Below are 13,266 nucleotides of genomic sequence, written 5' to 3' on the forward strand. Positions count from 1 at the left end.
CCCACTGGGGTTCCCCAATCCAGGGTCGGATGAGATTCCGCACCTGCCTGCAGTTCGGCGATGTATTCCGCCAGGGGGAATGAAGCTCCGGAGATTTTCTCGTTAGTCCTTCCTGACACAACTCGCCCGGAGGGTCCATCGATGCCTGGATTCCGGCAGTCTTGTGAATGGAGATATCGCATCAGAGTGTGTCCTCGCGGTGTGGACACCGGCGGTATCAGTGTCTACATCGTAGATACAACGCCGGCTGTCGGAGAAGGGTTCGGGAAGGGATTCTGGACGCAGTTGTCGCCGAAAAACACGTCGCCGCCAAAAATCAGATTCGTCTCATCCGCCGCTGTCTCCTCGCGCCAACGTCGCGTGTCACCGCGAAAGGCAATCGTCGGCAATCGTGGGCATTCGCTGGCAGAATGCCAGGGCACCCCGGCTTCCGGGTACAGCGTTGCGCATGGCGGGCGATGTATGGACATTACCCCGCCGGTGTCGTGGCCCTGATCCTGCATGCCGGATGTCCATGACGTCCTACTGCCAGAGGATCACGCCCCCATGTATTTCCGCCGTCCCGCATTCGCGCTCCACGCCGTTGCCGTCGCCATCCTTGCTCTGCCCGGCGCCGCCAGCGCGCAGACGCTGACCGTTCCGCAGGTGTCCCCCGCCGTTGACAGCGCCTATACCCGCCTGGAGGCGTCGCCGCTGCTCAAGAAGGTGCTGGCGGACGTCCAGGCCGACGATGCGCGCGCGCTGACCGAACTGAAGACCATGACGGAGATCCCCGCGCCGCCGTTCAAGGAGCGCGCGCGAGCGGAGTACTTCGTGTCCCGCCTCAAGGCGCTTGGCCTGACGGATGCGCATATCGATGCCGAAGGCAACGCGATCGGCATCCGCAAGGGCGTGGGCAACGGGCCGAAGCTGCTGATCTCGGCACACCTCGACACGGTGTTCCCGGAGGGCACCGACGTTACCGTCAAGTCCCGCGACGGCAAGCTGTACGCCCCGGGCATTGGCGATGACACCCGTGGCCTGGCGGTGCTGCTGTCCTGGCTCAAGGTGCTCAATGACAACAAGGTTCGCACCGTGGGGGACCTGGTTTTCGTCGGCAACGTCGGCGAGGAAGAACTGGGCAACCTGCGCGGCATGAAGGCCGTGTTCCGCGATCATCCGGATATCGACGGCATGGTCGGCCTGGAGCCGGGCACCGGTGACCGCGTGCTGACGCAGGGTACCGGCAGCCATCGCTATGAAGTCTTGTTCCGCGGTCCCGGTGGCCACAGCTTCGGCGCGTTCGGCCTGCCGAGCGCGATCCACGCGATGGGCCGTGCCATCACCCAGGTCAGCGACGTCCGCCCGCCGGCGGATCCCAAGACGACCTTCACGGTGGGTACGGTGGGCGGTGGCACATCCGTCAACGCGATCGCCGGCGATGCGCGCATGGCCGTGGACATCCGCTCCAACGGCACGCCGGCACTGCTCGAGACCGAGAAGCAGATCATGACCGCGATCGAGACCGGCGTTTCCGAGGAGAACCGCCGCTGGTCGCCCAGCCAGGGCAATCAGATTTCGTTCCAGACGCGCCAGATTGGCGACCGGCCGGCGGGCATCACGCCCACCGATTCGGTCATCGTGCAATCCGCCGTGCGCGTGATCAAGGCCAACAGCAAGGAAGCACCGAGCCTGCGTGGCGGCAGCACCGACGCGAATGTGCCGATGTCGCTGGGGATTCCGGCCATCATCCTTGGCAGCGGCGGCAAGTCGGGCGGGTCCCACTCGCGCGACGAGTGGTTTGACCCGACCAATGCGCACGAAGGGGCGCAGTGGGGACTGACTACCGTGCTGGGGCTCGTCGGCGTGGAAGGTGTCGGCGCACCGCTGCTGGCGAAGCGGCCCGCGAAGTAAGGGTCGAAGTAAGGGTCGAAGTAAGGGGCGAAGTCAGCGTCGAAGCAAGGCTCGACGCAAGGCTAGTCCCGCCGGCCGGCGGGCCGGCCCTGCGTGCCGCTACGCCGCAATGGCAAAGCTGGTATCGAAGGTCGTCCTGACGTCCAGCCGCTGTTTCAGCAATCCCGCCTTGAGGTAGAAGTCGGCGGTTCGCTGCTGTTCGGCGATCAGCGCGGCATCGATGGTTCGCCATTGCGTGCGGCGCCTCTCGAACTGCAGCCGGGCCGCTTCCGGGGCGATGCCGATGATGCGTGCCAGTGTGGCGGAGAAATCCGGTACATGCTGGTAGGACCACGTCTGCGCGCGCACCACGCGTTGCAGGAAGTCGGCCAGGACCGCACGCTTCGCGGCCAGGGCGGCATCGGTTGCTGCCAGATAGCTGAGCCCCGCCGAGAGCCCGCGCCCGTTGACCAGCACGCGTGCATGGCCGCTGGTTTCGGCCATGGCCGTATAGGGCTCCCAGGTCGCCCAGGCATCGACGGAACCGTTGGTCAGTGCCAGCTTCGTGTCTGCCGGCGGCAGGAAGCGGATGTTGGCGTCCTCGGGCTTCAGGCCGGCCGATTCCAGCGCCTTGAGCGCGACAAAATGGCCGATGGAGCCGCGGTTCGTGCCAATGCTCTTGCCCTTGAGATCGGCGGCCGTCTTCAGGGGCGAGTCCGGGCGTACCAGCACTGCCGTGCCATACGGGTCCGACTGGTTGGCGCCGATCAGCTTGATGCGCGTGCCGGCTGCCAGCGTGAAGATGGCGGGCGCATCGCCGATCGGTCCGCAATCGACCGCGCCGGCGTTCAAGGCTTCCGCAAGCGGCGCGGCGGCGGGGAACTCCGTCCATTGGATGTCGTAGGACAGGCCCTTCAGGGCATCGGCGGCTTCGAGCAGCGCCCGCAGGCCGCCCTTCTGGTCGCCTGCCTTGAGAACGGGGCGTGCCTGGGCCAGGGCGGCCGTCGGCAAAAGTATCGAGGGGGCGGCAAGCGTGGCAGCCTGGCGCAGGAACTGGCGGCGGGAGGTCGTCATCGGGAGGCGCGGAGCAGAATGAATGGGATCAACAAGCTCAGACGCTACGCACGATGGCGGCGGAAGCGAACGAATCATTTCGTGGTTCCATATGCATACCCGGCCAGAAGGCTGCCAGGCCCGCCGGGCCGCGCGGTACAGTACCGCACGTAGCGGCCCGGGCCGCTTTTCACGGAACTTGCCATGACGATCGACTTCGTCCACTTCACGCCCGGGCCCGCGCTGGCTGGCGGGCTCATCATCGGCATCGCGGCCGCGGTGCTCGTCCTCTGCAACGGGCGGATCGCCGGCATCAGCGGCATTCTCGGTGGCCTGCTTGGTGGCCTGCGCGGGCAGTCGTGCGGCGACCGCGCATGGCGAGCCGCCTTCCTCGCCGGCCTGATCGGTGCGCCGCTGCTGGCCATCGCGGCCGGCCTGGCGCCCGAGGTCGACATCGAGGCCGGCTGGACGCAGACGCTCGTCGCCGGCTTTATCGTCGGCGTCGGCACGCGCTATGCCGGAGGTTGCACGAGCGGACACGGCGTGTGCGGCATGTCTCGCGGATCGGTGCGGTCCATTGTCGCGACGATCACGTTCATGGCGGCAGGCTTCCTGACCGTCTTCGTGCAGCGTCACATCTTCGGGGGCTGAACGATGCCGCAATTCGTCGCGTTAGTGGTGGCGCCCGTGGTCGCGCTGGCGGCCGGCCTGCTGTTCGGCCTGGGACTGATGATCTCGGGGATGGCCAATCCCGCCAAGGTACTCGGCTTCCTCGATCTTGCGGGTGCCTGGGACCCATCGCTGGCGTTCGTGATGGCGGGCGCGGTGGCGGTTGGCGTCGTGGCGTTCGCCGTGGCAAGACGGCGCGCACGATCGTGGCTCGGGCTGCCCATGCAGATCCCGGCGGCGGCACGCGTGACCCTGAGGCTGGTGCTGGGCAGCGCGGCGTTCGGCGTGGGCTGGGGCCTTGCGGGCTTTTGCCCGGGCCCCGCCCTGGTTGCGCTGGGCGCGGGCTATGCCAAGGCGTGGGGCTTCGTCGCCGCGATGATCGCCGGCATGGCTGTGTTTGAAGCAGCCGAGGCGCTGCGGCGCAAGTCCGGAAAATCTGGTGAGGGCGGTGAGGGTGGAGTCAGGCGGCGGGCGTGATCCCGCAATACGCCCGCGCGCCCGTCAGGCCGCAACGTCCCGCCGGGACCCCGACAAATGTGGCACATGCGTTTCATGCTGCAAAGGTGCGACATCGCCCCGGGTCCCGCGCCCCGACTGACGGGGAATCGCCTCTTTCTCCTTACTTGCGGGGCGCCGGCGCGTTGTCCGCAAATGCCGGCAGACCGCGCAGCCGGTCGACGATCTCGGTAATGTTCCTCCACTGGCTCAGGTCGACCCCCGCGCGCGCTGCATTGATCGCTTGCGGAAACAGGAAGATGTCTGCCACCGTCGGCGCATTGCCCACCACGTATGCGCCGGTGCGCCGAGCGGCCAGTCGCGCCTCCACGGCCGCCAGGCCTTCGACGATCCAGTGGCGGTTCCATGCGGACACGCCCGGCGCATCGATGCCGAACTCGCCGGATAGCCGTGCCGCCACGCGAGGCGGCACCAGCGCGTGGATCTCGCTTGCAATCGCCAGCGCAATCGATCGCGCGAACGCCCGCCCCTCGGCATCCCGGGGCAGCAGCGGCGGCAGCGGGTAGCACTCGTCGAGATATTCGACGATGGCCAGCGACTGCGTGATCAGTTCGTGATTGTCCGTCAGCAGTGCCGGCACGAGCCCCTGCGGATTCACCCTGAGGTAGTCGGCCTGACGGTTCTCGGCCTCGGCACCGAGGATCGTGACCGGCTGCGTCTCAACCGTTACCGCCTTCAGGGCGAGTGCGATGCGCACGCGCGACGCGGCGGAGGAAATCTCGTTGACGTAGAGCTTCATGGGGGTCTCCGATGAAAATGACTTACTGCGCCGCCGGCTGCGCCGGCGTGGTGGCGCCCTTCGCTTCCCGCAACAGCGCCTGGATGACCTGCTCGGATTTTTCGTAGTCGCCTTCGCCCACCTTCTGGTGACGGATGCGTCCGTTGGCGTCGATGAAATAGAGAGCCGGCCAGTAGTTGTTGCTGAACGCGCGCCAGATCTTGTAGTCGTTGTCCACCGCCACCGGGTAATCGATCTTGAAGTGGCGAATGGCGTCGCGCACGTTGCCGATGTCCTTCTCGAACGGGAACTCGGGCGTATGCACGCCAATCACCACGAGCCCCTGATCCTTGTACTTCTTGGCCCACGCGTGGACGTAGGGGAGGGTGTTGACGCAGTTGATGCAGGAATAGGTCCAGAAATCGATCAGCACGACCTTGCCGCGCAGCTGGGCCGTCGAGAGGGGCGGCGAGTTGAGCCAGGTCGTCGCCCCGTCGAGCGCCGGCGCGGGCCCTTCCGTGAGCGCGGCGCTGGCGCTGGCGTTGGCGAGGCCGGACAGCTGACCGTTGACGAAGCCCAGGCCGATGGCGGCAAGCGCGCTGAGCAGGACGGCGCCGAGCGTGCGGCCCAGCCAGGAAGTGGGGAGTGGCATATGGATTCCTTGAAACGTGCGGGACTGCCTGCATCAGACACCGGCGCCGTGTCCCGCATGTATCCACCGTGGCCGCATGTGTAAGGCAGTGTCCGGCGCCGAGGCGTGGATACACTGCGATACACAAAGGAAGTGCCTACAATGCCGGTACCGGGCACACTTGCCCCGTCGCCACTTCCCCCTTTGCCGAAGGTGCCGCCGATGGACACCCACATCGATCACATCCTGCTTGTCGACGACGACCGCGAAATCCGCGAACTGGTCTCCACCTACCTCAAGAAAAACGGCCTGCGTGTGACGATCGCGCCGGACGGCCGGCACATGCGCAGCGTGCTGGAGGCCAATGCCGTCGACCTGATCATCCTGGACATCATGCTGCCGGGCGATGACGGGCTGACGCTCTGCCGCGAGTTGCGCGCGGGCAAGCACAAGACGACGCCGATCCTGATGCTGACCGCACGCAGCGACGAAACCGACCGCATCATCGGCCTCGAAATGGGCGCCGACGACTACCTGGCCAAGCCGTTTGCCGCGCGGGAACTGCTGGCGCGCATCAAGGCCGTGCTGCGCCGCACCCGGATGCTGCCGCCCAACCTGCAGGTGTCCGAGGCCGGCCAGCTGCTGACGTTCGGCGACTGGCGCCTCGACACCACGGCGCGGCACCTGCTCGACAAGGACGGCACCGTGGTGGCGCTGAGCGGTGCCGAGTATCGCCTGCTGCGGGTGTTCGTCGATCATCCGCAGCGCGTGCTGAACCGGGACCAGTTGCTCAACCTCACCCAGGGCCGGGAAGCCGAACTGTTCGACCGCTCCATCGACCTGCTGGTCAGCCGGCTGCGGCAACGGCTCGGCGATGACGCGCGCGAACCCGCCTACATCAAGACCGTGCGCAGCGAAGGGTATGTGTTCGCCGTGCCCGTCGAGATCACCGAGGCCCGCGAATGAGCACGGCTGCCGTTGCCACGCGGCCGCCGCCGCGACTGTGGCCGGGCACCCTCGGTGCGCGGTTGTTCCTGATCCTGCTGGCGGGTCTGGTGATTGCGTATGCGCTGTCGTTCACCGTCCTGTTCCTCGAGCGATACGTCACGTCCAAGACGGTCATGCTCGGCACGCTGGAAAACGACGTGGCCACGTCGATCTCGATCCTCGACCGCCTGCCCGCCGCGGAGCGCGCGGCATGGCTGCCCAGGCTGGACCGCCGCAACTATCGCTATGTCCTGGGCCCCGGCCTGCCCGGCGTGCCGACGCTTTCCAGCCAGGCGGAGGACATCGCCAACACGATCCAGTCCGCGGCGGGCCGGCAGGTGCCGGTGACGGTGGAGATGATTCCAGGCGATGGCAAGCGCCTTCAGGCCCACTTCAAGTTGAGCGATGGCGCCCCGCTCACCATCGACGTGCGTCCGGGGTCCATGCCGCTGGCGCAGTGGCTGCCCTATGTCCTCATCGCGCAACTGGGCTTGCTGGTGCTGTGCAGCTGGCTGGCCGTGCGCGTGGCGATTCGCCCGCTGGTGACGCTGGCCGAGGCGGCCGATGCGCTGGACCCCAATGAGACCGCGCCACGGATCAGCGAGGCCGGCCCGAGCGAGGTGGCCCACGCGGCAGCGGCGTTCAATGCGATGCGCGACCGCATCGCGCAGTTCGTCGAGGAGCGCGTCCGCATCCTGGCCGCGATCTCGCACGACTTGCAGACGCCGATCACCCGCATGAAGCTGCGTGCGGAAATGGCCGAGGAATCCGTCGAGAAAGACAAGCTGATCAGCGACCTGTCCGAGATCGAACGTCTGGTACGCGAGGGCCTGGCCTACGCGCGCAGCGTGCACGGCCATGCGGAGGTGTCCACGCGCATCGATGTCGGCTCCTTCCTGGAAAGCCTGGCCTACGACTACCAGGACACCGGCAAGGCGGTGACGCTGACCGGTCGTCCCGAAGGCGCCGTCGTCACCAAGCCGCACGCGCTGCGCCGCGTGCTGACCAACCTGATCGACAACGCGCTGAAGTTTGGCGGATCGGCGGAGCTTGCCGCGCAACGCCACCCGGACGGATCGCTGCGGATCCAGGTGATGGACCGTGGCACCGGTATTCCCGAAGATCAGCTTGATGCGGTGATGCAGCCGTTCTTCCGGCTGGAGCAGTCCCGCAGCCGGGAGACCGGTGGCACGGGGCTGGGGCTCGCCATCGCGCAGCAGCTCGTGCTGGCGATGGGCGGGTCCATGCAGCTGCGCAATCGCGAAGGCGGCGGGCTCTCGGCGGAAATCACGCTCCCCTGAGTCTCCGCCTGCTGTTCAATCGCGATATGTGCCAAACGGCCGCCTTGCGGCGGCCGTGCGGTCCCTCCTAGTAGCGATCTACTTCGATCACTGCTTCGGCAAATGCCTGCGGCGCTTCCTGCGGCAGGTTATGGCCGACGCCCGGGATGATCCGGTGCGTCCGCTTGCCCGAGAACTTCCCTGCGTAGGCCTTGCCGTCCGTGGCGGGCGTCACGCCATCCGAGTCGCCATCGAGCGTGATCGTCGGCACGCTGATGACCGGGCCGGCAAACAGTCGCTGCTCCAGCGCGTCGTACTGCGGATCGCCGGCGGCCACGCTCAGGCGCCAGCGGTAGTTGTGGATGACGATGGCGACGTAGTCCGGGTTGTCGAACGACGCGGCGGCGCGGTCGAACGTGGCCGCGTCGAAGGCCCATTTCGGCGAGTTGACCTTCCAGATCAGGTTCCCGAAAGCCTTGCGATTGGCTTCGTATCCGGCGCGGCCCCGCTCCGTGGCGAAGTAGAACTGATACCACCAGCCCCATTCCGCCTTGGGCGGCAACGGCGCCTTGTTGCGCTCCAGGTTGTTGATCAGGTAGCCGTTGACGGACACCATCGCCTTGCAGCGCTCGGGCCAGAGCGCCGCGATGATGTTGGCCGTGCGCGCGCCCCAGTCATAGCCGGCCAGCACGGCGCGCTGGATGTGCAGGGCATCCATCAGCGCGATGATGTCGAGCGCCACCACGGACTGCTGGGCGTTGCGGAACGTCTTGTCCGACAGGAAACGCGTCGTGCCGTGGCCGCGCAGGTGCGGCACGATCACGCGATAGCCGGCCGATGCCAGCAGCGGGGCGACATCGACGAAGCTATGGATATCGTAGGGCCAGCCGTGCAGCAGGATCACGACGGGGCCGTCGGCCGGGCCGTCTTCGGCGTAGCCGATATTCAGCACGCCGGCATCGATCTGCCGGATCTTCGCGAACGATGTGTGCGTCCCCGGCTGGATGGCCGGCAGCGTTGGCGATTTGCCGGGCGACTCCACGCCGGCGGCGCGGAGCGCGCCAAAGGGCGCGGCGGCAAGCGTCGCCGCCGCGGCGCCAAACAACTGGCGCCGGCGTGGGTTGATGGTATCGGACATGGTTTCTCTCTCCAGGTGATAGGTCCGCCACCGAGGCTCCGTCTGCCGCGTATCCGTCATGTGTCACCGGACCGTACCCATTGCATGCTTGTGTAGCGTTACCGCCCCTGGACACATATCGCTACAAAGCGCCGCGCGAGGTTGCATAGTCGGGGCGCATGCGCTTCAATGGGTGCCTTGCCTATCCTGCCGTGACGCCCCCTGATGAATACCACCCCTGCGACCCCCGATTCCCCTGCACCGCCGGCTCGTCCGCCGCTGCGCGCGCTGACCGCGCTGGAGGGTCGTGTGCTGGCTGTCCTGCTGGAAAAGCAGTTCACGGTGCCGGACACCTATCCGCTGTCGCTGAACGCGCTGGCTTCCGGCTGCAACCAGAAGACCGCGCGGCTGCCGGTCATGAGCGTGACCGAGGACGAGATCCTGACCGCCATCGATGGCCTGAAATCCCTCAGCCTCGTGTTCGAAGGCAGCAGCAGCCGCGTGCCGCGCTTCGAACAGAACATGGCCAAGGTGCTCGGCGTGCCGAGCCAGTCGGCGGCACTGCTGTCGACGCTGATGCTGCGCGGCCCGCAAACCGCCGCGGAGCTGCGCCTCAATTCCGCACGGCTGCATGCGTTCGCCGATATTTCGTCCGTGGAAGGGTTTCTCGACGAACTGGCCGAGCGGGCTCCCGCCGCCCTGGTGGTCAGGCTGCCCCGTGGCCCCGGCGAGCGCGAGAACCGCTGGATGCATCTGATGTGCGGGGAGGTCAATGTGGCCGAGATGATGCCGCGTGTGTCGCCACGTGGCGACGCGGGTGACAGCGTATCGCCATCGGAACTGGAAGCCCTGCGCATCAGCCAGCGCGAGCTGACGGACAAGGTGGCAAGGCTCCAGGCCCTGGTGGAGGAGATGGCGGGGCAATTGGGCATCCCGATCGAGGACGGCCGCCTGGGGGAATAGCCCGGCACGGCGATTCCCGCTGTGCCCGCCGCCCCGCAGAGGTGGGGTGTTGCGGCGAGGATTCAGCCGTGGGCGGTGTGCCGCAACGTCCGGCACAATCGGTGCTATAAACAAGCGCCCACGTCGGTGGGCAGTGCCAGCCCAACCATCCCGCACGCCCGGAACCCTCATGAGCCAGACCGATGGCGACATTCAGGCCGCCATGGTGCGACTGCTGTACCAGCAGTCGCATGGCATCCTGTTCGCCAATTTCGTCATCCCGCTGGCTATCGTCTACGTGCTGCACGACAGCGACTTGCTGTGGGCGCTGCTGGCGTGGATGGCGGCGCTCTATGTGCTGACGCTGGGGCGACTGGCGCTGTCGATGCGATTCCATCGCCATGAATCCACCGCAACACCGCGCGCATGGGCCCGCCGCTTCATGGTGCTGTCGTGGCTGTCGGCGGTGCTGTGGGGGCTGATCGGGTCCACGGTGTTGCTGCCGCCCGCACCAGAATGGACGGCCTTTGCGTGCATCGTGCTGGCCGGCATGTCCTGCGGCGCGGTACCCGCGTTGTCGGCACAGCCGCGCATCTATTTCGGCATGGTCACGCTGATGGCCTCGCCGTTCATCATCTACTGCCTGATGCGGCCCGAGCCGACCTATCAGGTGTATGCGGCCTTTGGCATCGCCATGGTCGTCGTGAACATCTTCTTCTGCCGCGTCACCTATCAAAGCCTGCTGGCCAGCGTGAAGCTGCGTTTCGAGAACCTGGCGCTGATCGGACAGCTCGAACGCGAGCGTGACCGCGCCACGGCGGCCGACAAGGCCAAGACGCGCTTCCTGGCGGCCGCCAGCCATGACTTGCGCCAGCCCGTGCACGCGCTGGGTCTGTTGTCCGCATCGCTGGCCGCCATCGCGGAACGGGGCGATGTGCGACCTGACGCCGCCATGCAGATCAGCCGGCGTCTCAACGGCACGCTTGAGCGCATGGGCGGCCTGCTCGACGGCCTGCTCAATGTGTCGCGCCTGGATGCCGGGCTGATGGCCGCGCGGCGCCGGCCGCTGCCGCTGGGCAAGCTGCTGGCGGAGCTGCGCGACGAGTACGCTGGTCAGGCGCAGCTGCACGGCAGCAGTTTGCGCGTGGTGGACGCGCACGCGTGGATCGACAGCGATCCCGAACTGCTTCGACGCATCCTCGACAACCTGATCAGCAACGCGCTGCGCTACGCGCCGAAGTCGCGCATCCTCATCGGCGCGCGCCGGCGCAAGGGGGCGATGGAGATCCAGGTGATCGACACCGGCCCCGGCATCGATCCCGCGCACCAGGCTCTCGTGTTCGAGGAATTTGCCCAGCTGTCCAACGGTCCGGACGAACAGGGGCTCGGGCTCGGGCTGTCCATCGTGCAGCGGCTGGCGAGCCTGCTCGGGCACGTCATCACGCTGCGATCGCACCCCGGCCGGGGCAGCAATTTTTCGGTCACGGTGCCGCTGGCGCAGGATGTGGTGCCGGACAGGCCGGCAGCCTCCGACGCGCAAGCGCAGGGCCAGGAGGACGGCTACACGCGCCATGGCGTGATGCTGGTCGATGACGATCCGCAGATCCTTGCCGCGCTGGGCGACCTGCTCGCGTTCTGGGGGCACGCGGTGTATGCGGGGGCCACGGTGGAGGCCGTCTGCGCGGCCCACCAGCAGGCAAGGATCGAAGGCCCGGCACCCGTCGACGTGATCCTGGCGGACTACCGCCTGGCCGGGCAGGTCACTGGCGACCAGGCGATCGGCTGGCTACGCGAGTACCTAGATGCCGATGTCCCGGGCCTGATCGTGACCGGCGACACCGCACCGGACCGGCTCCTGGCGCTGCATGCCAGCGGCTATCGGGTGCTGCACAAGCCGATCGCCGCGGATGCGCTGCGGCAGGCCATCGCCGAAACCGTGCGCGCGGCGCGGACGGCTTCCGCCGGCGTATAGCCCGCGCCGCCGGCCGGTATCCATCCGACCCTCGCCCGAATTAGCAACTTTTGGTTGCTATAACGCCAATCCACATCACTATTGTTTGCTGAAGGCGGACTGCCTACGATGGGTCCTAACGGTTCCGGCAGCACAGCGACCTACGCACCGATGCAAAAGGCGCCGTCCCAACCCATCCAATACCCAGGAGTCAGCCATGTCCGCATCCACCCAATCCCAAAGCAAGGTCTGGTTCATCACCGGCGCGTCGCGCGGTTTCGGCACGCTGTTCGTGCGCAACGCCCTGCAGCGTGGCGACCGCGTCATCGCCACGGCGCGGAATCCGCAAAGCCTCATCGAGACGTTTGGCGATCAGCCGAATCTCCTGGCCGTCAAGGTGGACGTCACCAACGAGGCCGATGCGGTCGAGGCGGTACGGCAGGGCGTCGAGCGTTTCGGCCGCATCGACATCCTGGTGAACAACGCCGGCTATGGCGTGCTCGGCGCCGTGGAGGAAACCAGCATTGCCGAAGCGAAGGCTAACTTCGACACCAACGTGTTCGGCCTGCTGGCGGTGTCGCGCGCCGTGCTGCCGCAGATGCGCAAGCAGCGCAGCGGCCACGTGGTCAACATCTCGTCGCTGGGCGGCTATTCGGCCTATCACGGCTGGGGCGTGTACGGCGCCAGCAAGTTCGCGGTGGAAGGGCTGACGGAAGCGATGTCGCAGGAACTGGCGCCGCTGGGCATCCACGCGACGGTGGTGGAGCCGGGCTTCTTCCGTACGGACTTCCTCCATGACAATTCGCTGGTCTCCACCAAGACCGAGATTGCCGACTATGCGGACACCGTGGGCAAGATGCGCGTCTTCGCGGCCGGCGCCAATCACCAGCAGCCGGGCAACCCGGAGAAGCTCGCCGCGGCCATCCTGAAGCTGGTCGACAGCGACAACCCGCCGGTGCGCCTGCCGCTGGGCACCGATGCCATCGCGCGCATCGAGCAGAAGCACAAGTTCGTGGAAGGCGAACTGGCCGCGTGGCGCGACCTGGCGGTTTCGACCGACCACGATGACGTGGTGCGGTGAGCGGCCTGACGCAATGGGCGCAAGGCCGGCGTTGCTGACATGAGCGGCATCGCCAGCCTTGCCCGCTTCGCCAACGAAGGGCGCCGGCACGGAGGTGTCCGGCGCCTTTTCTCATGTCGCGTCGGGCATTGCGCGGCGATGCGGGATGCCGGGTCGCGAAGCCGCTTTGTCGTAAGTGCATAAATCGGCACAATCTTGCATTCCGAACCCGGAGCGTCCTGCACTGCCCGACGGAAGCGCAAGCCGGAATCGGCCGCCTCAATGCGAGTTTCCCGCTGCGGGAGGCGACGTCCGAAACGTGCCACGATGCCGCCCGTCGAGTGCCAAAGCCGGCGAGATCCTCGCCATCAGGCGGTCTTCTCCTAAAGATCGCCAACCGTCGGCCGTTATTCCCGCTGCCCCCCTCATTCCTGAAACAGGCACCTGTTTCCCTCCCTTTTCCTCCTAAT

At 66.9% G+C, this 13,266-nt stretch carries 11 protein-coding genes and 1 pseudogene; 8 read left to right on the forward strand and 4 right to left on the reverse strand.

The genetic code is table 11. The features are described 5' to 3' along the window. Positions 1-546: 546 nt before the first annotated feature. Positions 547-1,893 carry a M20/M25/M40 family metallo-hydrolase gene (locus tag BLR29_RS25405; protein ID WP_092140836.1) on the forward strand — a complete coding sequence of 449 codons (1,347 nt, stop codon included), beginning with the start codon at positions 547-549 and terminating at the stop codon, positions 1,891-1,893. Positions 1,894-1,992: 99 nt separating this feature from the next. On the opposite strand, the gene BLR29_RS25410 is transcribed toward BLR29_RS25405, so the two are convergent. Further along, entirely contained in the window at positions 1,993-2,946 is a 954-nt protein-coding gene (locus BLR29_RS25410; protein WP_092140838.1) for an ABC transporter substrate-binding protein, read from the reverse strand. 183 nt (positions 2,947-3,129) lie between these two features. Here BLR29_RS25410 and BLR29_RS25415 point away from each other — a divergent pair, with 183 nt between their 5' ends. Then, positions 3,130-3,576, forward strand: coding sequence for a YeeE/YedE family protein (locus tag BLR29_RS25415; RefSeq protein WP_092140840.1), 447 nt, complete (start codon positions 3,130-3,132; stop codon positions 3,574-3,576). Between the two features lie 3 nt (positions 3,577-3,579). Further along, positions 3,580-4,071 carry a DUF6691 family protein gene (locus BLR29_RS25420; protein WP_369804708.1) on the forward strand — a complete coding sequence of 164 codons (492 nt, stop codon included), beginning with the start codon at positions 3,580-3,582 and terminating at the stop codon, positions 4,069-4,071. Between the two features lie 142 nt (positions 4,072-4,213). Here BLR29_RS25420 and maiA read toward each other — a convergent pair whose 3' ends face one another. Continuing rightward, positions 4,214-4,849, reverse strand: coding sequence for a maleylacetoacetate isomerase (gene maiA / locus BLR29_RS25425; protein WP_092140842.1), 636 nt, complete (start codon positions 4,847-4,849; stop codon positions 4,214-4,216). Positions 4,850-4,910: 61 nt separating this feature from the next. Next, positions 4,911-5,444: pseudogene (locus BLR29_RS25430) on the reverse strand (thioredoxin family protein); the annotation flags it as partial. Positions 5,445-5,681: 237 nt separating this feature from the next. Between BLR29_RS25430 and BLR29_RS25435 the strand changes: the two are divergent. Further along, positions 5,682-6,425: a response regulator gene (locus BLR29_RS25435; RefSeq protein WP_092140846.1), complete on the forward strand. Its 744-nt coding sequence runs from the start codon at positions 5,682-5,684 to the stop codon at positions 6,423-6,425. Further along, positions 6,422-7,747 (forward strand): sensor histidine kinase, encoded by a 1,326-nt coding sequence (locus BLR29_RS25440; RefSeq protein WP_092140848.1) that lies wholly within the window; start codon positions 6,422-6,424, stop codon positions 7,745-7,747. Before BLR29_RS25435 ends, BLR29_RS25440 begins: the two co-directional genes overlap by 4 nt. Before the next feature lie 67 nt (positions 7,748-7,814). Here the strand turns inward: BLR29_RS25440 and BLR29_RS25445 are convergent, their stop codons facing one another. Continuing rightward, entirely contained in the window at positions 7,815-8,864 is a 1,050-nt protein-coding gene (locus BLR29_RS25445) for an alpha/beta fold hydrolase (RefSeq protein ID WP_092140850.1), read from the reverse strand. 204 nt (positions 8,865-9,068) lie between these two features. On the opposite strand from BLR29_RS25445, the gene BLR29_RS25450 reads away from it, so the two are divergent. The 3 genes from BLR29_RS25450 to BLR29_RS25460 all read left to right on the forward strand — a co-directional run bounded on the left by BLR29_RS25450 (position 9,069) and on the right by BLR29_RS25460 (position 12,817). Beyond that, positions 9,069-9,806: a YceH family protein gene (locus BLR29_RS25450; protein WP_092140852.1), complete on the forward strand. Its 738-nt coding sequence runs from the start codon at positions 9,069-9,071 to the stop codon at positions 9,804-9,806. 169 nt (positions 9,807-9,975) lie between these two features. Beyond that, positions 9,976-11,757: a hybrid sensor histidine kinase/response regulator gene (locus BLR29_RS25455; RefSeq protein ID WP_255371438.1), complete on the forward strand. Its 1,782-nt coding sequence runs from the start codon at positions 9,976-9,978 to the stop codon at positions 11,755-11,757. A 196-nt stretch (positions 11,758-11,953) separates the two neighbouring features. Further along, positions 11,954-12,817: an oxidoreductase gene (locus BLR29_RS25460; protein WP_092140854.1), complete on the forward strand. Its 864-nt coding sequence runs from the start codon at positions 11,954-11,956 to the stop codon at positions 12,815-12,817. The last annotated feature ends 449 nt before the right edge of the window (positions 12,818-13,266 follow it).

It is taken from the genome of Cupriavidus sp. YR651 (assembly GCF_900101625.1).
Classification (GTDB): Bacteria; Pseudomonadota; Gammaproteobacteria; order Burkholderiales; family Burkholderiaceae; genus Cupriavidus.